At 63.9% G+C, this 22,321-nt stretch carries 20 protein-coding genes and 1 tRNA gene; 15 read left to right on the top strand and 6 right to left on the bottom strand.

The genetic code is table 11. The features are described from left to right. Positions 1-174 precede the first annotated feature (174 nt). Positions 175-1,122 (top strand): alpha/beta hydrolase, encoded by a 948-nt coding sequence (locus BE0216_RS02835; RefSeq protein ID WP_094636055.1) that lies wholly within the window; start codon positions 175-177, stop codon positions 1,120-1,122. Between the two features lie 102 nt (positions 1,123-1,224). Here the strand turns inward: BE0216_RS02835 and BE0216_RS02830 are convergent, their stop codons facing one another. Together BE0216_RS02830 and BE0216_RS02825 are read right to left on the bottom strand one after the other, a co-directional pair. Further along, on the bottom strand, positions 1,225-3,417 hold the full coding sequence (locus BE0216_RS02830; RefSeq protein WP_094636056.1) for a YhgE/Pip domain-containing protein: 2,193 nt from the start codon (positions 3,415-3,417) through the stop codon (positions 1,225-1,227). Position 3,418: 1 nt separating this feature from the next. Further along, positions 3,419-5,944 carry a YhgE/Pip domain-containing protein gene (locus tag BE0216_RS02825; protein ID WP_158217168.1) on the bottom strand — a complete coding sequence of 842 codons (2,526 nt, stop codon included), beginning with the start codon at positions 5,942-5,944 and terminating at the stop codon, positions 3,419-3,421. Between the two features lie 113 nt (positions 5,945-6,057). Between BE0216_RS02825 and BE0216_RS02820 the strand changes: the two genes are divergently transcribed. Beyond that, positions 6,058-6,687 carry a TetR/AcrR family transcriptional regulator gene (locus BE0216_RS02820; protein WP_094636058.1) on the top strand — a complete coding sequence of 210 codons (630 nt, stop codon included), beginning with the start codon at positions 6,058-6,060 and terminating at the stop codon, positions 6,685-6,687. Between the two features lie 59 nt (positions 6,688-6,746). Here BE0216_RS02820 and BE0216_RS11945 read toward each other — a convergent pair whose 3' ends face one another. Then, on the bottom strand, positions 6,747-6,926 hold the full coding sequence (locus BE0216_RS11945; RefSeq protein ID WP_226805808.1) for a helix-turn-helix domain-containing protein: 180 nt from the start codon (positions 6,924-6,926) through the stop codon (positions 6,747-6,749). Positions 6,927-7,045: 119 nt separating this feature from the next. Further along, entirely contained in the window at positions 7,046-7,714 is a 669-nt protein-coding gene (locus BE0216_RS02810) for a hypothetical protein (protein WP_094636060.1), read from the bottom strand. A gap of 363 nt (positions 7,715-8,077) precedes the next feature. On the opposite strand from BE0216_RS02810, the gene BE0216_RS02805 reads away from it, so the two are divergent. From BE0216_RS02805 to BE0216_RS02750, 12 genes are all read left to right on the top strand, one after another. Then, on the top strand, positions 8,078-9,547 hold the full coding sequence (locus tag BE0216_RS02805) for a DHA2 family efflux MFS transporter permease subunit (RefSeq protein ID WP_094636061.1): 1,470 nt from the start codon (positions 8,078-8,080) through the stop codon (positions 9,545-9,547). A gap of 151 nt (positions 9,548-9,698) precedes the next feature. Further along, positions 9,699-11,285 (top strand): S10 family peptidase, encoded by a 1,587-nt coding sequence (locus BE0216_RS02800; protein ID WP_094636062.1) that lies wholly within the window; start codon positions 9,699-9,701, stop codon positions 11,283-11,285. A gap of 138 nt (positions 11,286-11,423) precedes the next feature. Then, on the top strand, positions 11,424-11,789 hold the full coding sequence (locus BE0216_RS02795; RefSeq protein WP_094636063.1) for a phage holin family protein: 366 nt from the start codon (positions 11,424-11,426) through the stop codon (positions 11,787-11,789). 214 nt (positions 11,790-12,003) lie between these two features. Next, a complete protein-coding gene (gene eno, locus BE0216_RS02790) occupies positions 12,004-13,302 on the top strand; it encodes a phosphopyruvate hydratase (RefSeq protein ID WP_072723988.1) in 1,299 nt (432 codons plus the stop codon). Positions 13,303-13,476: 174 nt separating this feature from the next. After that, the gene (locus tag BE0216_RS02785; protein WP_094636425.1) at positions 13,477-13,986 is read left to right on the top strand and encodes an FtsB family cell division protein; all 510 of its coding nucleotides are present in this window, start codon (positions 13,477-13,479) and stop codon (positions 13,984-13,986) included. A gap of 28 nt (positions 13,987-14,014) precedes the next feature. Continuing rightward, the gene (locus BE0216_RS02780) at positions 14,015-14,593 is read left to right on the top strand and encodes a DUF501 domain-containing protein (protein WP_404801802.1); all 579 of its coding nucleotides are present in this window, start codon (positions 14,015-14,017) and stop codon (positions 14,591-14,593) included. A gap of 127 nt (positions 14,594-14,720) precedes the next feature. Beyond that, complete coding sequence (locus BE0216_RS02775; protein WP_094636064.1) at positions 14,721-15,719, top strand: Ppx/GppA phosphatase family protein; 999 nt, start codon at positions 14,721-14,723, stop codon at positions 15,717-15,719. Positions 15,720-15,751: 32 nt separating this feature from the next. Then, a tRNA-Leu gene (locus BE0216_RS02770) sits at positions 15,752-15,832 on the top strand. Positions 15,833-15,983: 151 nt separating this feature from the next. Continuing rightward, positions 15,984-16,550: a cadmium transporter gene (locus BE0216_RS02765; RefSeq protein ID WP_094636065.1), complete on the top strand. Its 567-nt coding sequence runs from the start codon at positions 15,984-15,986 to the stop codon at positions 16,548-16,550. 35 nt (positions 16,551-16,585) lie between these two features. Further along, positions 16,586-18,043: an L-serine ammonia-lyase gene (locus BE0216_RS02760; RefSeq protein ID WP_094636066.1), complete on the top strand. Its 1,458-nt coding sequence runs from the start codon at positions 16,586-16,588 to the stop codon at positions 18,041-18,043. Between the two features lie 157 nt (positions 18,044-18,200). Then, the gene (locus BE0216_RS02755; RefSeq protein WP_072724002.1) at positions 18,201-18,611 is read left to right on the top strand and encodes an FKBP-type peptidyl-prolyl cis-trans isomerase; all 411 of its coding nucleotides are present in this window, start codon (positions 18,201-18,203) and stop codon (positions 18,609-18,611) included. Positions 18,612-18,641: 30 nt separating this feature from the next. Then, positions 18,642-19,121, top strand: a complete 480-nt coding sequence (locus BE0216_RS02750; protein ID WP_094636067.1) for a GreA/GreB family elongation factor — start codon at positions 18,642-18,644, stop codon at positions 19,119-19,121. Positions 19,122-19,366: 245 nt separating this feature from the next. Here BE0216_RS02750 and trhA read toward each other — a convergent pair whose 3' ends face one another. Further along, positions 19,367-20,254, bottom strand: a complete 888-nt coding sequence (gene trhA, locus BE0216_RS02745) for a PAQR family membrane homeostasis protein TrhA (RefSeq protein WP_094636068.1) — start codon at positions 20,252-20,254, stop codon at positions 19,367-19,369. A 191-nt stretch (positions 20,255-20,445) separates the two neighbouring features. Here trhA and BE0216_RS02740 point away from each other — a divergent pair, with 191 nt between their 5' ends. Beyond that, complete coding sequence (locus BE0216_RS02740; protein ID WP_094636069.1) at positions 20,446-21,936, top strand: sensor histidine kinase; 1,491 nt, start codon at positions 20,446-20,448, stop codon at positions 21,934-21,936. A gap of 103 nt (positions 21,937-22,039) precedes the next feature. Here the strand turns inward: BE0216_RS02740 and BE0216_RS02735 are convergent, their stop codons facing one another. After that, complete coding sequence (locus BE0216_RS02735) at positions 22,040-22,318, bottom strand: WhiB family transcriptional regulator (protein ID WP_003835265.1); 279 nt, start codon at positions 22,316-22,318, stop codon at positions 22,040-22,042. Positions 22,319-22,321 lie beyond the last annotated feature (3 nt).

Raw genomic sequence — 22,321 nt, 5'->3', positions numbered from 1 at the left:
ACGTCCAACAGATTGTGTGCTCGCGTATGAAGGCGAGCTTTGCCTGAGGTCATGATCCTTCCATAGGGAAACTGAATGGATTCCCATATGCGATAGACATTTGATATGGGAGTGGCGGAGTGATGTAATACCTGCATATCAAGCCAAACCATATGCAGAAAGATGAGGATTGCAATGGCTGAAGAGTATTACATCGCACCGTTGAGCGACGCCGTGGAGCGCACGCATGTCGCCTATCCCAACCGTTATGGATACACGCTCGCCGGCGACCTGTACGTCGCCAAGGACGCCGACCGCTCCGCCAAACTGCCGGCGATCATCGTCGGCGCGCCCTACGGCGGCGTCAAGGAGCAGGGGCCTTGCGTCTACGCGAACGAGCTTGCCCAGCGCGGCTTCGTGGTACTCACCTTCGACCCCTGCCATATGGGCGAGTCCTCGGGCGAGCCGCGCCACGTCTCGTCTCCCGATCTGTTCACCGAGAACTTCAGCGCCGGCGTCGACTATCTGGGATTGCAGGACTTCGTGGACCGCGAGCGCATCGGCGTGATCGGCATCTGCGGTTCGGGCGGCTTCGCCCTGTCCGCCGCGCAGATGGACCCGCGCATCAAGGCCGTCGCCACCGCCTCCATGTATGACATGACCGCCGCCGCGCGTTTGGGATTGGACGCGCAGGCCATCGCCGAACGCAAGGAGCAGCTGGCCCGTCAGCGTTGGGTGGACGCCGAAAACGGCTATCCCGAATACAATCCCTACTTCCCCGACCAGCCGCTTGACGAGGTGCCGGCCGAACTGGAGGAGCCCACCGCCGAATGGTTCCGCTTCTACGCGTTGAAGCGCGGCTTCCACCCGCGTGCGCGTGGCGGCTTCACCACCACCAGCGACATGGCGTTCCTCAACTTCCGTCTGCTCGACTTCATCGACGAGATCTCGCCGCGTCCGATCATGTTCATCGTCGGCGACCGCGCCCACTCCCGCTTCTTCAGCGAGAACGCCTTCGCCGCCGCCAAGGAGCCGAAGCGCATGGTCGTGGTCGACGACGCCGAACACATCGACCTGTACGACCGCACCGATCGCATCCCCTTCGACCAGATCGAGGAGTTCTTCTCCACCAATCTCAAGTGACGCATAGCGCCATATCGAAGGCGGGCCGACGGCCGTCCGAGGGACACCTCTCGGGCGGCCGTCGGCCCGCCTTTCGCTTGTTTCGTCTCGGCCCGCCCGTGCCTAGATGGCCAACAGCGCGTTGCCTTTCATCATGCGTTCCATACCTTCGGAGAGCTTCCTGCCGAACGCGCTGAACAGCACGCCCACCGCCAGCACGAGCGCCGCGACCGCGAGCAGTATGCCGAGCTCCTTCCAGTAGTCGTTGTCGTAGATGCCGAACATCGCCGAACGGAACAGGCGGATGGCGTGCGTGATGGGCAGATAGGGATACGCCGCCTGCACCCACTGCGGCATCAGCTCGACGGGCATCGAACCGCTGCTGCCGTTGAGCTGCAGGATCAGCAGCAGCACGCCAAAGAACTTGCCGATATTGCCGAAAATGGCGACCAACGTGTAGGTGATGGCGGAGAACAGGATCGAGGTCGCCGCCCCGCCGAGCAGCAGCAGCGCCGGATGCTCGCATTGGGCCTTGAGGAACCAGATGATGCCCGCGCACGCCATCAGCGTCTGGGCCAGCGAGATCAGCATGAACACGCCGTATCGGCCAAGGAACAGCAGCGGCGAGGGAACCGGCTTGCCATGGCGTCGGCGCTTCAGCTCCTCCATACGTTCCTCGGTGAGCGACATGCGTATCGCGCTGGTCGACAGGAACGCGCCCACCCAGATGGCGAGCACCGCGTAGAACGGGGTCATCGACGAGCCGAAGTTCTCGGACGCGAAGATGGCGTGCCGGTCCAGAGACACCGGCGTCACCAACGCGCTGGCGAGCACGCTGGCATCCGTGCCGATGACCTCGCGCAGCGTGTCGGCGTCTCCGCTGGACAAGGCGTCATCGATGTCCTGGCTGTGCTGTTCGAGCTCGGTGGCCGCGGTGCCGAGCTTGGCTTGGGCCTCGCTGATCGTGGCCTCGATCTCATCGAGTTTCGTGGTCATGTCGCCGGTCGCGCCGGACAGCGAGTCGAGCGCGTCGAGATTCGACGAGGCGGACAGTCCTTTCGCGATGGCGGACGACAGGTCAGCGGACATCGAGTCGATCGCGCTTTTGGCGGTGTCGTCGTATTCGTTTTGCAGCGCGGTGATGCTGTCGGTCGCCTGCTGGAGCAGGGTTTCGACCTCGTCCTTGTTGGCCGACGCGTCTTCTCGCCGCGTCTCGACGCTGTCGGCCGCACTGTTCAGCGAATCGCTCAGCGACTGCTGACGTGCGATGGCGTCGTCGAACCTGCCCAGCAGCGATTGCAATGTCGCGTCGTCCAAGTCGGATAGTCCGGCGAGCGTGTCGCGCATCTGCTGGTAGGCGCTGATCTGTTCGTCGACGGCGCTGGCCTGGTCGCGCAACAGCTGCGCGGCGTCCGCCATGCTCTCATCGATGGTCGCGTAGGCCGTCTCCACGCTGCTTGCGGCCGACTGATAGCCTTCCGCGCTGCCGGCGATGGCGGTCGAGATCGCGGAACTGGCCGATTCCAGCGAATCCTGCAGCGAGGCCGACCCGTCGCCCGCGGTGTTCATGGCGTCCTTCGCCTCGGACAACGCCGTGCCGGTGGATCCAAGAAGATCCTCGGACGACTCGATCAGCGCCTTCGCGGACCGCACGGCATCGGCGTAGGTGCCCAGCGTTTCGCCGCTTTGCCGAAGATCCGCGGCCGTGCTCGACATGCCGTCGCTGATGGAGGCGATGGCGTTGCGTGTGCTGTCTTTGTCGGCGTAGTCGGACAGCGACGAGATCAGGGAGAAAGCGGTGTCGGCGACGGTCGTTTCGAAGGTGTCGTTGATCTGCGTCTGCACGCTGCTCGCCCCCGAATCGGTGATGGTCGGCGCGAGCGGATTCTCCTTCTCGTTGACGTAATAGTTCAGCGCGGCGTGGGTGGCGTCGTCGGAGAACATGGTCATCATGTCCACGCTGAAGCTTTCGGGAATGACGATCGCCGCGTAGTAGTCGCCGGATTTCACGCCTTCGATGGCGTCGTCCGTGCTGACGAACTGCCAGTCGAAATCGTCGTTGCCGCGCAGCGAGGAGATGATGTTGTCTCCGATGGAGATGATCATCGGCGTCAGTTCGCCGTCGTAGCCCTCGTCGTCGCTGGACACCGCCACTTTGAGATTGCCGGTGTTGCCGTACGGATCCCAGCAGGCGATGATGTTGTACCAGCTGTACGCCGAAGGCAGCACGCACAGCGCGATGATGAACAGCACGCTGGCGGTGCGCGAGCACAGGGCGCGCACGTCGGTGGCGATGATGTTCCAGATCGTCCTCATATCACTGTCCTTCCGTCCAGGCGAGGCCCAGTTCGGCCGTCGTCTCCATATCGTTCTCCTCGCGCAGCAGGCGTTCGAACTTGCCGTGGAAATACTCGAGCGCGACGAAGCCGAGCATGATGACCAGCATCCATGCCACCCACAGCGACAGCATGACCACCTTCTCCTCGCTGGTCACCGAGAACACGGCCAGGATCGCCGGCACCACCACGCCCGCCACGATGGCGGCGCGGCGCATCTTGGGATAGCGGTCCATATAGCGCTGGTGCCGTTCGCGCAGCCTGCGCTGGTGCTCCTGCCGCTCGGCGAGCGTGCCGACCAATATGCGGATCGTGCGATGCTCGCCGCGCCCGGCCACGGAGAACTCCTCGCCCACGATGAGTCCCGTGGCGAGCATCTCCCGGTTGAAGTATTCGGTCAGATGGTTCGTCCACGGCCGCAGCGCGACCACCAGCGCCATCACCACCGCGGCTATGGCGGCCATGGGCGCGATCGCCTTCACGTAATTCATGCCGTACATTCCTCCGACGATCTCGCGTATGGCTTTGATGCCGTAGGTGAAAGGCAGCACATGGTAGATCCGCTGGAAGAATTCGGGCATCATCTCGATCGGATACATGCCGGAGGAGCCGGAGATCTGCAGCACCAGCAGCAGCACGCACAGTCCGCGCCCGATATGCGTGAACGCGGCGGTCAGCGCGTAGATGATGCTCACATACGAAACCGATATCAGCGCGCATGTGGCGAACAGCCCCAGCGCGGTGGTGGTCTGCACGCCGATGACGAGGTCGCCGGCGGCGATGATCACCGACTGCAGCAGCGCGACGGTGGCGAAGAACAGCCAGCGTCCCAGGAAGCCCGTGGTGACGGTCATGGAGTCGACGCCTTCGTCGTCGGGTTCCACGCGGAAGATCAGCACGGTGGCGAACGCGCCCACCCACAACGCCAGATTGGTGTACATCGGCGCCACCGACGAGCCGTAGTCCTCCACGGCGTAGAACGTCGTGGTCTCAAGCGTGGCGGGGGAGGCGACGAAGTCGGCGAGCGCGTCGGCGTCCAGGCCGGAAAGCGCTTCGAGCTGGGCGTATACTTCCGAGCTTCGCAGCGCGTGCAGGTCGGTCGAGGCGGCGCTCAGATCGCTTTGGGCGTCGCCCAGCGACTGCGCGGTGGCGGTCAGTGTGGAGGAGACGGACGCCAGTGTGGAATCGAGCTGGTCGAGCGTCGCCTCGCCCTGCTCGCCGACCTGCTGCAGCGAGCCGAGCGCCACGGCGAGTTCGGTGGACATCTGTGCGTAGGAGTCCAGTCCGGCGTACAGTTGGGGGATCGCGGTGGATCCGATCGTCTGGCTGGCGTCGGACGCGGAGTCGATTCCCGATTGAATCGCCGACGTGCCGGTGGATACGGCGCCGCTCACCGCACTGGAGGTGGTGGAAATATCGCCGCTGACGGTCCGCAGCGAGTCGATCGCCTGCTGATAGTCCGCGTTCTGTTGTTCGAGTTTGGTGATGAGCTTGGAGACGGTGTCGTTGCCTGCGGCGGACGACTGTTTGATCGCGGTGAGCAGGGCCGTATAGTCGTCGGACACGTTCTGCGCGCTTTCGATCACCGCGTCCAACTGTCCGCTCGCCTGCTGGAGTCCCGCGTTCGCCTGTCCCGCGGCCAGACCGAGTCCGCCCGCCGCCTGACCCAGCAGCACGCCGCCTTGGGCCGCGGTCGAGGAGAGGGAGGAGAGCGTGGAGCTGGAGGTCGTACGCAGCTGGCCGAGCTGGGTGGTGGACGCCGACAGCTTGCTCTGGCTGGAGTCGATGGCGTCGGTCAGATCGGATAGTGAGGTTTTCGCGTTGGAGACCTGTTCCCGCGCCGAGCCCAGCGAGTCGGACGCCTCGTCCAGTCCGTCGATCGCGGATTGCAGTTTGGCCGTGGCGTCATCCACCTGCGCGAGTCCGTCCTGTTGCGACTGGTCGATCGCGTCGGTGGTCTGGTCGGAGAGGTTGGCGATGAGTTCGGCGACCACGCCGCTGATCTGCGATGCGAACTGCTCGTTGATGGTCTGCTCCAAGGTGGAGGCCACGCTGTCGGTGATGCGTGGCGAGGCCGCGTTGACCTTTTCGTTGACGTAGTACTCGATCTGCGAGGGCTTGGCGTCGGAGGTCAGCAGGCTGGCGATATTGGCGCTGAAGTCCTCGGGGAATACGAGCGCGGCGTAGTATTCGCCGGATTCCACGCCTTCGACGGCGGTGTCGGCGTCGACGAACTGCCAGTCCATATTGTCGTTCGTCTCGAGCGATTCGATGAGCTGGCTGCCCAGATTGAGCTCGCCCATGCCCGAGATCTCGGCGCCGGTGTCCTCGCTGGACACGGCGACCTTGAGATTGCCGGTGTTGCCGTAGGGGTCGTGGTTGACCACGATGCATATCCAGCCGTATGCGCCGCCGACCACGCCCAGCGCCAACGCCAGAACAAGCGTCAGTGGCTGGGTGATCAGCCGGCGCAGATCGCGCTTGTAGATCTGCAGAATCGTATGCATGTCACTTCTTTCCACGATAGGATACATATGTAGCAGGTGTTACAGCTGTAACAGATAATACACTTGACCCGGACATCGTGTACGATGAAGCCGTCCATGAGAAATGAGGAGCTATGGAACATCGCGTCAACAAGCAGTCGGAGAGGACCCGCCGTTGGATCACCCAGGCGTTGTTGAAACTGCTGAGGACCGTGCCGTACGCGTCGATCAGCGTGAGCGACCTGACCCGCGAGGCCGACGTGTCGCGGCAGAGCTTCTATAGGAATTTCGAATCGAAGGACGCCGTCGTCAGCCGCTACCTCTCCATGATCTTCGCCGACTATCGCGCCGCGTTCGTGCGCGAACGCGAAGGGCTCGGCCGTCGCCGCGCCGTCGAATTGGTGTTCGAGACGCTGTACGCGCATAAGGACGACGTGATCGCGTTGGTCGCTTCGGTGCCGAGGGGCACGATGATGCTGGCGTTGCAGGACGCCCTGCTCGACGCGGTCGCGGGGATGGAGTCGTTCCCGAAGGACCTGTCGAAAGCCTCCGACAGCTTCGGCAGCGACATGCTGATGTACCAGCTGGGCGGCGTGTCCGCCGTGGTGTTCAAATGGGTGAGCAACGAGATGCCGTCCAGTCCGCGGGATATGACCGAACGTCTGCTGTCCGTCATGGAATCGGTGGGGGACGGCGACATGGTGTTCGGCCGGCTTGTCGAGGCGATGGGCGGCTCGGCCGGCATGGCGACGCCGGCGGCGTGAGCGCGTGCCGCCGACGAAACCGCGTGTGCGTTACCTGCGCGAGGGGCGGCGTGGGTGCATCAGTCGCGCTCGTATTCGAGGATGTCGCCGGGCTGACAGTCCAAGGCCTCGCAGATCGCGGCAAGCGTGGAGAAGCGGATCGCACTGACCCGGTTGTTTTTGATCTTCGAGAGGTTCACGTTCGTGATGCCCACCTGCTCGGCCAACCAGTTCAACGACCGGCCACGCTCGACCATCATCCGGTCGAGCCGCAGGACGATGCGGCCGGTCGCGTTTCCGGCGTCTGCGGCGTCGCTCGCGATGCCGGGGGATTGCGCGGAGTCGCGAGCGGTCGCCGCTCCGGGTTCACGAGACCCGCTCATAGCAGCCCGTCCACTTCCGTCTGCAACTGGAACCCATAGTCGAACGCATGCGCCAACGTCAGCAGGATGAATCCGACCATCACGCATATCGCATTGGATCCGACGGAGACGCTGGCGCCGCGGTCGGTGACGAGGATGGCGGTCGCGCCAAGGATGAATGTGGCCAGCGGGGCCGCGATCATGAACCATCCCGCGCGCCGGAGCCGTTGTGTGATGGAGGCGATGAACGGCGTGCCTTCCGGGCGGTTTTCGGCCCAACCGCTCAGGTCTCGGCACATGCCCGCGACCTCGCGCAAGGTAAGCGCGAACAGCGTGTAGATGGCGATGGCCGCGGTCAAGGCCAGCGCGAGATTCAACCATTCGATGGATCGCTCGCTTTGGACGGCGTTGAACGTCGTGTCCAGAACGGTCGGGTGGATGGAGAGATGGAAGTCGGAGCCGTCGAATCCGGTCTGAACGGCGTCGCCGTCGGCGGAGACGGTGAAAGGTCCGTCTGGTTTCGCCGCGGCGACGATGAGTATGACGCCGATCGCCGCGGTCGTCGCGGCCGCGATCCACATCAGCATCTGTGCGATGACGGCGATGACCCATGCGATGCGGTTGAACGCACGCAGGCGTGCCGTCGTTCCGTCGGGCTTTACGGTTGTGCGCGGTTCGTTGGCCATGATGGCCTCCTCGGTAAGGTGTCCATCGACGATGATGGTGTTATCGTTTGTCGATAAATCCAGTATGCTCGCAAATTTATCGTTTGTCAATAACACTTGTATGCGTCACGATAAAACACGCCTTCGTGTTAGGCGAAGACGGCGCGTGTCGTCGATATTCGGGCGGGTGCGTACAGTAGGGAACCGATGAACAGCAAGAACCCCCGCCAACTGGTCCCCATGTCGGACCTGTTCGACTAAAGCGATTCCGCATGCCGCGCGACGGCCAGACAGGCCCACGTATCCGGCATACCGGTCGGCGCACGCAAGCGCCGACCCGACCCATCGCAATCACATCGAACATAAAGGGCTTCATCTATCACTATGACAACCAACCGAACGGACGGCTCCGTCCAACCCACTCCCAACGGCGGCAAACGGGCCGTCGAAAGCAAACTCGTCGTCGTGGTGGTCGCGCTCGCGATCCTCACGTTCCTCGGCATCCTCTCGGAGACCAGCCTCAACATCGCGTATTCGACGCTGATGACCGAATTCTCCATCTCCGCATCCGTCGTGCAGTGGCTCACCACCGGCTACCTGCTGCTGCTGTCGGTGTCGATCCCCACCTCGCCGTTCCTCGTGCGCACCTTCTCGACCAAAACGCTGTTCGTCACGGCGGTGGCCATTTTCACCGCGGGCACCCTGCTCGGCGCGGTGGCGGCGAGCTTCCCGATGCTGCTCGCCGCCAGACTGGTCATGGCGTTGGGAACCGGCATCTCGCTGCCGCTGCTGACCAACATCATCCTCGAGAAGGCGCCTCTTGAACAACGCGGCATGATGCTCGGCCTCGTCAGCCTCGTCACCTGCGCGGCCCCCGCCATCGGCCCCGTGTACGGCGGCGTGGTGATGGAATACCTCGACTGGCATTGGATCTTCTACGCGATGCTTCCGTTCCTCGTGCTCTCCTTCGCGCTCGGCGTCGCCACCGTGCCCGACATCCGCAAGGGGGAGCAGGGGTACATCTCCGTTCCTTCGCTGCTGGTGGTCGCCCTCGGCCTGTCCGGACTCATCGTGGCGGTGAGCTTCTACAGCGAATGGAACGGCGACTGGCGTTTCTGGGCCACCCTGGCGGTCAGCGTCGTTCTTCTCGCCCTGTTCGCCGTGGCGCAGCTCAAGATGGAGCATCCGCTTATCGAAGTGCGCGTGTTCTCCTATCCGGGCTTCAGCCTCGGCATGCTCATCCTCATCATGAGCTCAGGCGGCGTGCTCGGTCTGAACTTCATGCTGCCGATTCTGCTGCAGCGCGGCTTCGGACAGACCAGTATGCTCGCGGCGCTGATCCTGCTGCCGGGAGCGGTTATCGGCGCCGTCTCCGCGCCGTTGATCGGCAGCGCGCTGAAGAACCACTTCCCACCCAAATTCATCATCTGCGGCTTTCTTGGCGTAAGCGCGATGGACGCGGTGATGATGGCGTTCGGCGGACAGACCGAATGGGTGGTGGCCGTCTCCTACGCCCTGTTCATGGCCGCATCGGGCTTCGTGCTCGTGCCCGACCAGACGCATGCGCTCAACCAGCTGCCCGCCCGCATGAACGCCGACGGTTCGGCCGCGATGAACACCATCCAGCAGCTGGCCGGCGCGATCGGCACGGCGGTCGCCAGCACGTTGATCACCGAGGCCAGCGCGGCCAATATGGCCCAAGGCATGAGCCAGTCCGAAGCGTATCTGCACGCCTTCCCCTCCAGCATGACGGTACTGCTGGGCGTCGGGTTGGCCGGTGTCGTGCTCGCCGCGCTGATGTTCCGTTTCTCCACACATCGCGCCCCGGAACTCGTCGAGGTGACGCCGGCATAGGCGTGTGTCGGTGATATTCCTTTCGGCTCGCGCCATCCGCTGCGCATGTCGCGGATAACGCGAGCCACGGCACGCGTTATGGTTGGAGAACCAAGGCGGATTCCCGAAGACGGGATGTCCAGGATCCAAACGACGAGGAGGCGAGACGCCGATGACCGACGACAAGAACACCGTGAACGCCCAGGAATCCGCACCTGCGGGCGACGGTGCCAACCGGGGCCGACTGCCCGATCCGCGCGAGATCACCACCCGCCATACGATCACGCTCGACGGACGCGAATGGACGTACGACGCGACCCTCGGCACGTTGAACATCGACACGGCGAAGGTCAAACCCGCCGCCAGCATCTTCTACGCGGCGTTCAACGCCGTGGACCCCGAAACCGGCGCGATCGACCCTCGCCGCCCGGTGACGTTCATCTTCAACGGCGGTCCCGGCTCATCCACGACGTTCCTGCTTATGGGCTCCATCGCCCCCAAACGCATCGACGTGCCCGACGCGGCCCCCGTGCCCGCGGCGCCCTATGCGCTCGCGGACAACGCGCACACGCTGCTGCCCGACTCCGACCTCGTGTTCATCGACGCGGCCGGCGCGGGCTTCTCCGCCATCCTCGAGACGGCCAAGCCCGAACTGTGGAGCGTGGACGGCGACGTGGCGGGCTTCAGCGCGTTCATCCGCCAATACCTGAGCAAACACCGTCGTTGGAATTCCCCCAAGTATGTGCTCGGCGAATCCTACGGCACCACGCGCGGCGCGGCGCTCGCCTACCGTCTGCAGCAGGACGGCGTCGCGCTCAACGGTCTGGTGCTCGTCTCCAACATCCTCGACTACGCGTTCACGCTCGACACCTCCGACCAGTTCTACGTCGGATACTTCCCGACCTACGCCGCGGTGGCCCACTACCACGGGCGCGCCGGCGAGGGCGTCGAACTCGCCGACCATCTGCGGCAGGCCCGCGCGTTCGCGAACGGACCTTTGCGTCTCGCCCTGGCCGCCGGCGCCTCGCTGGACGAGGAGGAGAAACGGCGCGTGGCGGAGCGCTACGGCGAATTGACCGGCCTGGACCCGCGCTATGTCGCCGACTCCGATCTGCGTGTGGTCGACATGCGCTTCCGCAAGACGCTGCTGCGCGGCGAGGACCGCATCGTGGGCCGTTATGACGGCCGCGTGGCCGGTTACGACCTCGACCGCATGAACGACGAGGAGACCTTCGTGGTGGACGACGCCTTCCTCGACCCCGCCTATTCCAGCCTCGCCAACGCCTACCTGCGCGACGAGCTCGGCTGGGACGGCGAGGCGGAACGCCGGGGATTCGCCGACTTCGACTGGGACGCCACGGAGCCCGGCAAGGGGTGGGTCTGGTGGCACAAGCAGCCGGCCATGACGAAATCCTCATGGGGGTCGAACATCCCGTTCCCGAACGTCGTGCCCGATCTCGCCGCCGCGATCACGCACCAACACACTTTGAAGGTGCTGGTGGCCAACGGCGTCTACGACCTGTGCACGCCATTCGGGCAGACCGAATACGACATCGACCATCTGGGACTGCCCAAGCCGCTGCGAGGCAACATCGCGTTCGCCTACTATCCGGCCGGACACATGCTGTACAGCGCCGAAGCGAGCCTGGCCAAGTTCACGGCCGACCTGCGCCGCTTCTACGCCGCCGATCCGGCCGACGTGGCCGCCCTCGACGAGCGTCCCACGCCCTCTTCGCCGCTCGGCGGATCCCTTTTCTGACGCCGCCGCGGGCCCTCGTCCGCCCGACGTCCTGCTCCGCACGACGTCCTGCTCCGCCCCCGATATATCCTTGTCCACCGCGGGACTCATCCGCGCGGACGAGGACGTCGGGGCGTGCCATCTGCAAGAATGGTGGGTATGGGACGTTTTATCGCGCAATGGATTACTCTGACGATCGCCGCCGGCGTGATGGTGTGGCTGCTGCCCGGCATGCGGCCGATCGGCGACAACACGTTGTTCGCCGTGGGCGGATTCGCGCTGTTCATGGCGCTGATCAACGCCTCGATCAAACCGATCGTGCATCTGCTGGCGCTGCCGTTCTCCATCCTGAGCCTGGGACTGGTGTCGCTGATCATCAACGTGCTGTTCATGCGGCTCGCCTCGTGGCTGTCGGTGTCGATCTTCGGCTTCGGCATCGCCATCGACGGTTTCTGGTGGGCCGTGCTCGGCTCTCTGGTCATGGCGATCGTCTCCGGCATCGTCGGCGCGATCATCGGCGACTGAGTCCGGCCCGAGCCCTGCGTCATACGGAGCTTTCGGGGATTGCGGTTGTCTCGCGACATATTGCGGCCGCATCGGGTGTGCCATAGGGGCATATCCGGTGCGGCCATTGTATTGTGAGCGCTCACATGCTTTTTCGGGCGTGTTGTTCACAACGTCCATAAAGCGCACTAGGCTAAGGGTTGTCATCAAAACACAACCGTTTTAAGGAGTAGTTGTGGCAGCAATTGAAAGCGTGTACGCGCGTCAGATTCTCGATTCCCGCGGCAACCCGACCGTTGAGGTCTATCTGGAGACCGAAGACGGCGCTCTGGGCAAGGGCCTGGTCCCGTCCGGCGCCTCCACCGGTGAGGCCGAGGCCTGGGAGCGTCGCGATGGCGACAAGGCCGTCTACAAGGGCAAGGGTGTCCTGGACGCCGTCAAGGCCGTCAACGAGGAGATCGCTCCGAAGATCATCGGTATGGACGCCTCCGACCAGCGCGCCCTCGACGATCTGATGATCGAGCTCGACGGCACCCCGAACAAGGGCCGTCTGGGCGCCAACGCCATCCTCGGCGTGTCCCTCGCCGCCATCTATGCCTCGGCCGAATCCGCCGAGATGCCGCTGTACCGTTACCTCGGCGGCACCAACGGCCACATCCTGCCGGTGCCGAACATGAACATCATGAACGGCGGCGCCCATGCCGACTTCGCCACCGACATCCAGGAGTACATGATCTCCCCGTACGGCTTCGAGACCTACTCCGAGGCCCTGCGCGCCGGCGTCGAGGTGTACCACACCCTCAAGTCCGTCCTGAAGAAGGAAGGCCTGGCCACCGGTCTGGGCGACGAGGGCGGCTTCGCTCCGAAGATGAAGTCCAACAAGGACTCTCTGAACTACATCATGGACGCCATCGCGGCCGCCGGCTACGAGCCGGGCAAGCAGATCGGCATCTCCCTCGACGTCGCCTCCTCCGAGTTCTACAACAAGGAGACCGGCAAGTACCACTTTGAGGGCGACGACCGCGACGCCTCCTTCATGCTCGACTTCTACGAGGGCCTCGTCAACGAGTACCCGATCGTCTCCATCGAGGATCCGTTCCAGGAAGAAGGCTGGGACGACTGGGCGGCCATCACCGCTCGCCTCGGCGATCGCCTGCAGTTCGTCGGCGACGACCTGCTCGTGACCAACCCGAAGCGTCTGGCCAAGGGCATCGAGCTGGGTGCCGCGAACTCCCTGCTCGTCAAGCTCAACCAGATCGGCACCGTGACCGAAACCCTCGACGCCATCGAGCTGGCCACCGCCAACGGCTTCACCTCCATGGTCTCCCACCGTTCCGGCGAGACCCCGGACACCACCATCTCCGACCTGGCCGTCGCCAAGAACACCGGCCAGATCAAGACCGGTGCCCCGGCCCGTGGCGAGCGCGTCGCCAAGTACAACCGCCTGCTCGAGATCGAGGAGGAGCTCGGCTCCACCGCGAAGTACGCCGGCTACAGCGCCTTCAAGGCCTGCAAGCAGTACATCGCCAAGTGAGTTGTGCGCATAGCGTAACCGCGTAAGCGAACGAACGGGCGAGGGATCCCTAGACGGATCGCTCGCCCGTTCCGTTATGCGTGCGATACCGGGCCGGGCCGGCCGGTTGGAAGCATGCGCATGACGTGCGGAGCGGACGTTCGGTTCGTCATGTATGACGGGTATTTTATGCGTATGAGCAAATCGACCCGCACGCGCAGCACCGGAGGCAAACCCGCCCGGAACAATCGTGGGGCGGGACCCATCGCCTTCTTCGTCTCCTTGTTCATCGTGGCGTTGGGCACCATCCAGCTGGTATCCACCTTCCACACCTATGCGCTGAATCTCGCCGAACTCAACGGTCTCAAACGCGAGGAGTCCTCGCTGCTGGCGCAGAAGCAGGATCTGGAGGACGATATCGCCCGTTGGGACGACAAGGCCTACGTCACCGCGCAGGCACGCGAGCGATTGGGATTCGTGTTCCCCGGCGAGCAGGCGGTGCGCGTGCTGCATCCCGAGGCGGTGACCGGTGATACGGACGACGAGGACGACACGACGTCGACCTCCACCTCCGCGGAACAGAATAGCCTGCCATGGTACAGCGAGCTCGCCTACTCCTTTGAGCAGGCGGACGAGCCGAAGGACGACGCGTCATCCGGCGGCACGACGACCGATAGCCAGAACGCGACATCCGATACCGAATAGACATCCATCCACACCGAAGGGGAGTACTGTGACCGCATCCGACACCCGCGATCTCAAAACGCTGGCGGCCGCCTTGGCCGACCGCTGCCTGGCCGAGCCGGCGAGCGACGAGGACATCGCCACCGTGGAACGGCAGCTGGGCCGCTATCCGCGCGGTATGGTCTGCGTGGGTGCCCGATGCGTGTGCGGCCGGCCGCTGGCCGTCGTCACCCGACCGTTGCTGCCCGGTGGCATTCCGTTCCCGACCACCTGCTATCTGACGGGTCCTGAAGCCGTCAAAGCCGCCTCGCATGTGGAGGCGGACGGCATCATGCAGGAATATAACGACCTGCTGTCCTCGGATGAGACGATCCGCGCCGCCTACGAACGCGCGCACGAGCTATATCTGGCGTTCCGTCATGAACTGGCCGTCCGTTTGGGGGACGACGAGGATCATATCGAAGGTATTTCGGCGGGCGGCATGCCCGTACGCGTCAAATGTCTGCATGCGCTGATGGCGCAGACCCTGGTGATGGGCCCCGGCGCCAATCCGATCGGCGACTTGCTGCTCGAGCGCGTATCACAGGAGTTTTCGCCGACGATCTGCCGCTGCGCTCCCGAGGAGTAGAGGGCGAGGCGTCAGACGGGCCGACCGGTCGCCATACCGATCGGCCGCGCTCGGCAATCGAGCAAAAGAGAAGCATATATGGGTATCGACGGATGTCGAACGAGATGGGAAAGAAGGCGGCATACTTATGGATTCGGTATTGGTGGCGGGCATCGATTGCGGCACGAATTCCATCCGATTGAAGGTGGCTCGCGTCGACGCGCGGGGCATGCGGGAGGTGGTGCCTCGCGTCCTGAGGGTGATCCGCCTCGGCCAGGACGTCGACAAAACCCATCGCTTCGCGGATGAGGCGTTGGAACGCGCCTATGCGGCGGCGCGCGAGTTCGCCGACATCCTCGCCCAATACGAAATCGACGGACTGCGGTTCGTGGCCACGTCGGCCACACGCGACGCCGAGAACCGCGAGGAATTCGAATCCGCCATGGAATCGATCCTCGGAGTGCGCCCTGAGGTCATCCCCGGTACGGAGGAGGCCGACCTGAGCTTCCTCGGCGCCACCAGCGTGATCGACCGCAGCGCCTTCGAAGCGCCCTATGTGGTGGTCGACCTGGGCGGCGGCTCCACCGAACTGGTACTCGGCGGCGACGGCGTGTCCACACCCAACACGCAGGTGCAGGCGGCGTTCTCAATGGATATCGGCTCCGTGCGCATGACCGAGCGTCATCTGAAAAACGACCCGCCCACCGCCGAACAGATCGCATCGGCCATCGTCGACATCGACGAGCATATCGACGAGGCGTTCCGTACGGTGCCCGCGGGCAAGGCCCGCACCATCATCGGCGTGTCCGGCACGGTCACCACCATGACCGCGCTGGCCATGGGATTGACCGAATACGACCATTCGGCCGTCGATGGGCAGCGCATCGGCTTCGACGAGGCCTTCGCCGTGGACGACAAATTCCTCGGTATGACCCGCGAGGAGCGCGGTCGGTACAAAACCATCCATCCGGGGCGTATCGATGTGGTGGGCGGCGGCGCATTGGTGTGGAACCGCGTGCTGGCACGCATCGGACAGGCCGCCGCCGAGGATCACGGCACGCCGATCGATTCGTTCATCGCCAGCGAACACGGCCTGCTCGACGGCATTGTGCTCGATTACGGGCGTCGTCTGCTCAAAACGCGCTAGAATATCCAAGTCGGCATCAACGCCGACGCCACGCCCCTGTGGCGAAATCGGTAGACGCAGTGGACTTAAAATCCATCGCCTTTGGCTTGCGGGTTCGAGTCCCGCCGGGGGCACCTGAAACAATGGCATCGCTTGTTTGGCGGTGCCATTCGCATGACGGCCTGTGGAAGGTCGGACACCGCCGCGCCATCCGGCGGAAACATGGTCGTTGCAAATCGCCGCTAATGTTCCACGCAGTTGCATGACCGCGATGAATGGAGCATTATGCCCTCGAACTGGATGGATACGGAGAGAACCTCACAGGACGCGATGCCGACGATGTTGGCGCAGGCGGCGATCGTCGCCGCCACGCTGTGCGTGGGCGAGATCGCCTGCTCTCCGCTGTATTTCAATCTGCTGGCGCAATCCGTGGCTTTGGTGCCGTGGGCGCTGATGGCCTGCTTCATCGCGGTCGCGTTCTCCTACATCATCGGATTCGCGTTGCTGTGGTGCTCGGAAGCCTTCACCAACCGCATGCGCGACACCCTCCAGCCCTTCGCCTACGCGGCGGTCGGACTGATCGGCTATGGCGTATGGGGATTATTCGTCTTCACCTCGTCTCTCAACTCCGTGCTCGAGCCTCTCGCGCAGCCCCTGCTGAGCAATGGGCAGGTCGTCGCCGTCACGGTGAACAGCGGCGCGCTGGGTGCGGTGGCGTTCTTCCTGGCGCGCATGCTGGGGGAGAAGCTCGCAGTCCGACGCACGCCGGCCATCGCTCTGATCGTGGCCGAAGCGGCGCTCGCCGTGGCCGGACTGGCTGTTATGGTGATCATGTTCAGGCAGCTGTACTGATTCCGTACGCTGCATGGCATGAAAGCGAGGAAGCCATGTTCAGTGTGCTCGATATGTTCACCATCGGAGTGGGACCCAGTTCCTCGCATACCGTGGGGCCGATGCGCGCCGCCCGCGAGTTCTCCGCATCGCTTGACGCGGCCGGACTGTTGGAGCGTGTGGAACACGTTCGGGTCACTTTGTACGGCTCGCTGTCGTTGACCGGCATCGGTCACGGCACCGACCGCGCCGTTATGGCGGGACTGGAGGGCAACGTTCCCGACTCCGTCGACACGGCGTACATGTTGCGCATCCGCGAAACCTCGGCCCTCGACCATACGTTGAACCTTGCGGGGCGCCGTCGCGTTCCCTTCGACTACGACGCGGATATGGTGTTCGAGCAGTGGAAACGCTTGGCCGCCCATCCCAACGGCATGCGTTTCGTCGCCTACGATGGGGCGATGACGCCTCTGTCCGAACAGGTGTGGTATTCCGTCGGCGGCGGATTCGTGCGCCTTGGACATGCGGACGATCCACTGGTCGGCATCCACGACCGATCCACGCACGATGCCGCGCCGGTGGACGATGCGAATGTTCCCGAAAGCGATATGGACGGCGTGCCCTACCCCTTCTCGTCCTGCGACGAGTTGATGGCGCTCTGCCGCGAACATCGGGTCGGCATCGCCGAACTCGTATGGGCCAACGAAACCGCGCAATATACCGAACATGAGGTGCGCGAACGCATCGCACGCATCTGGCAGGTGATGCGCGACTGCGTGCACCACGGCTGTACCTCCGACGAACTGCTGCTGCCGGGCGGGCTCGACGTGCCCCGTCGCGCGCCGAGGATGTACGAACGTCTCTCCTCGAACGCCGACGTGCTCGCGCGCAACCGCCGACGCGCCGACGCCGTGCTGGAATCCTCCGACGCGGCATGGGTGAATCTATTCGCCCTCGCCGTCTCCGAGGAGAACGCCGGGGGAGGGCGTGTGGTCACCGCTCCGACCAACGGCGCGGCCGGCATCATCCCTGCGGTGCTGCACTACTACTGGCATTTCGTCGACAACGCCAATGAACAGGGCGTGGCCGATTTTCTGCTCACCGCGGGTGCCATCGGGTACCTGTTCAAGCGCAACGCCTCGATCTCCGGCGCCGAGGTCGGATGCCAGGGGGAGGTGGGGGTCGCCTGTTCGATGGCTGCGGCCGGTCTGGCGGCGGTGATGGGAGGAAACCCCGCCCAGGTGGAGAACGCGGCCGAAATCGGCATCGAACACAATCTGGGCCTGACCTGCGACCCGGTGGGCGGACTGGTGCAGATCCCCTGCATCGAACGCAATGCCATGGCGTCGAACACGGCGATCAACGCCGTGCGCATGGCCATGCTCGGCGACGGCAGTCACATCGTCACCCTCGACCAGGCGATCCGCACCATGAAGCAGACCGGCGAGGACATGATGGCGAAATACAAGGAGACCTCCAAAGGCGGCCTCGCCGTCAACGTCGTCGAATGCTAGCGACCTACCGTCGGTTCGCCTCCGATGGGGCGTAGCCGTTGCGACGGAATCTTCCATGCCTTTCGTCCTGAGCGAAGGTGGAGGATTTCTGGAACCATTGGTCTCGACGGCATGTGGTGCTAATCTGGTTGGCATTGTGTTTCAAGGAGGTATTGATATGGCAGATACGACCATGCCCGTGGTGAACGCCGAATTCGGCACCGCCCCGGTGATCGAGTTTCCGACCGCCGAAGCCCCCAAGGGTCTCAAGGTTGTGGAGTTGGAGGAAGGCGACGGCCCGATGGTGCGCCGTGGCGACACCGTGACCGTGAACTACCACGGTGTGGTGTGGGGCAAAACCGATCCTTTCGATTCCAGCTTCGACCGCCATCAGCCGGCCAGCTTCGGCATCGGCGTGGGACAGGTCATCAAGGGCTGGGACCAGACCGTGCCCGGCCACAACGTCGGTTCCCGCTTGGTGGTGTCGATTCCGCCGGAATACGGCTACGGCTCGCGTGGTGTGCCGCAGGCCGGCATCGGCGGCGGCGATACGCTGGTGTTCGTCATCGACATCATCTCCACCCGCTGAACAAACACCCAGGCTTAAGGAGGGTTGAATATGGCCGAGGATAAGGTCTACCTGCTGACGCAGGACGCATATGACAAGATGAAGGAAGAACTCACCTGGCGTGAGGGCGAGTATCGCGACGAGATCACCGAACGCATCGCCGCCGCGCGCGCCGAGGGTGATCTGTCCGAAAACGGCGGCTATCATGCCGCGCGTGAGGAGCAGAGCAAGAATGAGGGCCGCATCATCGAGCTGACCGTCAAGCTGCGCGACTCGAAGATCCTGGTGGCGCCGCCCGCCGGCACCGTGGGCAACGGTTCCGTGGTGACGATCGACCTCGCCGGCCGCGAGATGACCTATGTGCTGGGCTCGCGCGACCTGACCGTGGCCACCGACTACGACGTGATCAGCCCCGAATCCCCGATCGGCAAGGCCATCGACGGCGCGAAGGTCGGCGACACGGTGAACTACCAGGCGCCCAACGGCCGTGAGATCTCCGTGACCATCAAGGACGCCAAGCCCCTGCAGTAAGTACTGCGCGGCTGATTGTGAGGCGGTCCGCTGAGACCGATGCCGTACAACGAATAAGGCGGGTGTCCCATTCTTTACGAAAGAGTGGGACACCCGCCTTCGTCATATCCGTCGCCGCGGCAGACCTTCGGATAGGACGTCACCGATTTCGCACAAGGGGCGTCGAACTGCGAAGCCTACGACGTTGGAGGACATTGGGCATCTGGCCCATTGGATGCGGAGTGTTGGAACGGCGTTGCGGGGAATCAGGTCCACAGTGCCACGATGACCATATAGATGGCGACCATGTGGCAGGCGTAGCCGGCGACGGTTCCGCAGTGGAAGATCTCATGGAATCCGAAGACGCGCGGCCACGGGTCCGGCTTGCGCAGCGCGTAGACGATCGCGCCGGCGATGTAGCAGGCGCCTCCGGAGGCGAGCAGGACCACCACGGCGGGACCGGCGGCGGGGGAGATCCAGAACAGGCCCATGAATCCGACGCCGTACACGCCGAAGATGATGTACACCACGGTGTAGAGCCAGCGGGGCGCGTTGATCCAGATCACGTGGATGACGATGGCGATCGCGGTGCACGCCCACATCGAAATGATGATGAAGTCGCGCCAGAACGGTTCGAGCGCGAACGACACCGGCGTGTACGTGCCGGCGATCAGCAGGAAGATGTTCACGTGGTCGATTCGGCGCAGCACATCGGTGACTTTGGGACTCCAGTCGCCCAGATGGTAGGCGGCGGAGTTGGCGAACAGCACCAACGAGCTGGTCATGAACACCGCGCACGCCCATTTGAGTCCGGCGCCCTGCGCCAGACAGATGAGCACGATGCCCGCGGCCAGAGCCAGTGGTGCGGCGACGGCGTGGATCCATCCGCGCATGGCCGGTTTGGGGCGTCCATGCACGTCGAGACGGATTTTGCGGGGCGGATCGATGCCCTCGATGCCTTCGATGCGCGCGGCGCGGGCCTCGCCTTTGGCCAGCGCCAACTTGGCGCGTTCCTCGGCCTTCGACCGTATCGCCTCTGCCTTGTAGGCCGCTTTGGCGCGCACGGCGTCGGCCTTGGCCCGCACCGCGCCCTCGCGCGTGTCGAACACCGCCTGCTGTTTGGCCGCTATCTCGCTGTCGTCGCGCTGTGTCATATCGCCGCCTTCATGATTGACGTTCAGGAACCTTACGTTACCGTAACTTACGTCACCGTAACATATCTGTCTTCCATATGCTACCCCTGCATGCGAATATCCGTCGCACGTCGCGCGCACGTGTAACCCATACGTTGGGACGCAGCGCGAAAAACCGCGTATGCGCGCCCGGTCGTGCGTATGATGGTCGCATGGCAGATTTCACACATATCCTGGCGACCCGACCCGATTTTGAAGACGAGGACCGCGAGTGGCTCCATCAGCTCGTGGCCGACTGGCAGGTGATCGCCGATTTGAGTTTCGCCGATCTGCTGCTGTTGGTGCAGGACGGCGATGGCAGGTACGTGGTGGCCGAACAGTGCCGCCCCTCCACGGTGATGACATTGCGTACGGAGGACGTCGTGGGCAACATCATGCCCGACGACATGACCGCGGAATTGGACGCCGCCATGCGCTCCAGCGTGGTGTTCCGTTCCACCGTGCTGCGTACCGTCGGCAAATCCACGGTATGCAACGTGTACGCGCCGGTCCGCCACAACGGCAAAACCTTGGGCCTGGTGGTGCGCGAGACGAATATGGCCACGCGCGAGTCGAACGGCCGTTACGAGTCGGAAAGCATCATCGCCGGCAAACACCTGTACGAGATGATCCCCCGCGGCCAGTTCCCCTTCTCCGACGCGGTGATGAGCCAACGTCACAACGCGCGCGTGGCGGACGGATTCATCATCCTCTCTGTGGACGGCATCGTGCGCTACGCCGCGCCGAACGCCATCAGCTGTTTCCGCCGCCTGGGCCTGCTCACCACCATGCCGGGGCACTATCTGAGCGAACTCGGCGCCCAGCTGCTGCACGAGAACGATCCCGTTCCCGAATCATTGCCGCTTCTGCTGTCGGGCAAAGCCGCCGTGGACGCCGAACTCAACGCCAACCGTTCCACCGTCTCGATGCGCTCGCTGCCTTTGTATGACGAGAACGGCCGCACCGGCGGCATCGTGCTGTGCCGCGACGTGACCGAGCTGCGTCGCCGCGAGCAGGAATTGCAGACCAAGGACGCGACGATCTCCGAGATCCACCATCGCGTCAAGAACAACCTCCAGTCCGTCTCCGCCCTGCTGCGTCTGCAGGCGCGCAAAACCAAAAGCGATGAGGTCAAGAAGGAACTGCAGGAGGCGCAGCGTCGCGTGCAGACCATCGCGATGGTGCATGAGGGATTGAGCCAGACCGCCGACGAGGTGGTCGACTTCGATAAGGTGATCTCCAACCTGCTCAACATGTCGGTCGGACTGGCCACGATGCGCGATCAGCACATCAGCGTGAACTTCATGGGCAAATTCGGCATGATGCCCGCCCAGGACGCCACCCCGTTGTCGCTGGTGCTCACCGAGCTCATCACCAACTCCATGGAGCACGGCTTCGTCGGGCGCAAGGAGGGCACCATCACGGTATCCGTCGGCCGTTCGGGCAGCAACCTCAACGTGGTGGTCGAAGACGACGGCACCGGACTGGACTCCGAGGAACATGACGGCATGGCGCGTTCCTCCGGATCCGGCCTGGGCACGCAGATCATCAACACCTTCGTGACCAACGACTTCGGCGGCACCGTGCATTGGGAGCCCCGCCGCGAGGGAGGTACGCGCGTGGTGCTCGATATGAAGCTGCGCGCGGCGCAGCCCCACGCATGACGCGTCGCCGCGCTCAACGGCATGGATAGAGTAAACCCCTTCCGCCATCCATGGGCGGAAGGGGTTTACTCTGTAAACGTTTCGGTTCTTGAAAGTCCGGCGGTCAGATCTGCATCTGCATGGCCTGGGATCGGCGGGCGCGCATGGCGCGACGCTTCAGCGCGCGACGCTCGTCCTCGCTCAAACCACCCCACACGCCATAATCCTGGTTGGTGTCCAGCGCGCACTTGAGGCAGGCGTCGATCACCTTGCAGGTGCGGCACACGGCCTTGGCCTCTTCGATCTGCTGGTAGGCGGCACCCGTGTTGCCCACGGGGAAGAACAGCTCCGGATCCTTATCGCGGCATGCGGCCTTCGCTCGCCAATCAAATGCACTGCTCATATC

Source organism: Bifidobacterium eulemuris (assembly GCF_014898155.1).
Taxonomy (GTDB): Bacteria; Actinomycetota; Actinomycetes; order Actinomycetales; family Bifidobacteriaceae; genus Bifidobacterium; species Bifidobacterium eulemuris.
This window is presented reverse-complemented; position numbering and strand designations above follow the sequence as displayed.

Bases quoted from the DNA above. Each gene is read 5' to 3' on its own strand.
- BE0216_RS02835 (WP_094636055.1), top strand. From the start codon at position 175: ATGGCTGAAGAGTATTACATCGCACCGTTGAGCGACGCCGTGGAGCGC.
- BE0216_RS02830 (WP_094636056.1), bottom strand. From the start codon at position 3,417: ATGAGGACGATCTGGAACATCATCGCCACCGACGTGCGCGCCCTGTGC.
- BE0216_RS02825 (WP_158217168.1), bottom strand. From the start codon at position 5,944: ATGCATACGATTCTGCAGATCTACAAGCGCGATCTGCGCCGGCTGATC.
- BE0216_RS02820 (WP_094636058.1), top strand. From the start codon at position 6,058: ATGGAACATCGCGTCAACAAGCAGTCGGAGAGGACCCGCCGTTGGATC.
- BE0216_RS11945 (WP_226805808.1), bottom strand. From the start codon at position 6,926: ATGATGGTCGAGCGTGGCCGGTCGTTGAACTGGTTGGCCGAGCAGGTG.
- BE0216_RS02810 (WP_094636060.1), bottom strand. From the start codon at position 7,714: ATGGCCAACGAACCGCGCACAACCGTAAAGCCCGACGGAACGACGGCA.
- BE0216_RS02805 (WP_094636061.1), top strand. From the start codon at position 8,078: ATGACAACCAACCGAACGGACGGCTCCGTCCAACCCACTCCCAACGGC.
- BE0216_RS02800 (WP_094636062.1), top strand. From the start codon at position 9,699: ATGACCGACGACAAGAACACCGTGAACGCCCAGGAATCCGCACCTGCG.
- BE0216_RS02795 (WP_094636063.1), top strand. From the start codon at position 11,424: ATGGGACGTTTTATCGCGCAATGGATTACTCTGACGATCGCCGCCGGC.
- BE0216_RS02785 (WP_094636425.1), top strand. From the start codon at position 13,477: ATGAGCAAATCGACCCGCACGCGCAGCACCGGAGGCAAACCCGCCCGG.
- BE0216_RS02775 (WP_094636064.1), top strand. From the start codon at position 14,721: ATGGATTCGGTATTGGTGGCGGGCATCGATTGCGGCACGAATTCCATC.
- BE0216_RS02765 (WP_094636065.1), top strand. From the start codon at position 15,984: ATGCCCTCGAACTGGATGGATACGGAGAGAACCTCACAGGACGCGATG.
- BE0216_RS02760 (WP_094636066.1), top strand. From the start codon at position 16,586: ATGTTCAGTGTGCTCGATATGTTCACCATCGGAGTGGGACCCAGTTCC.
- BE0216_RS02755 (WP_072724002.1), top strand. From the start codon at position 18,201: ATGGCAGATACGACCATGCCCGTGGTGAACGCCGAATTCGGCACCGCC.
- BE0216_RS02750 (WP_094636067.1), top strand. From the start codon at position 18,642: ATGGCCGAGGATAAGGTCTACCTGCTGACGCAGGACGCATATGACAAG.
- trhA (WP_094636068.1), bottom strand. From the start codon at position 20,254: ATGACACAGCGCGACGACAGCGAGATAGCGGCCAAACAGCAGGCGGTG.
- BE0216_RS02740 (WP_094636069.1), top strand. From the start codon at position 20,446: ATGGCAGATTTCACACATATCCTGGCGACCCGACCCGATTTTGAAGAC.
- BE0216_RS02735 (WP_003835265.1), bottom strand. From the start codon at position 22,318: ATGAGCAGTGCATTTGATTGGCGAGCGAAGGCCGCATGCCGCGATAAG.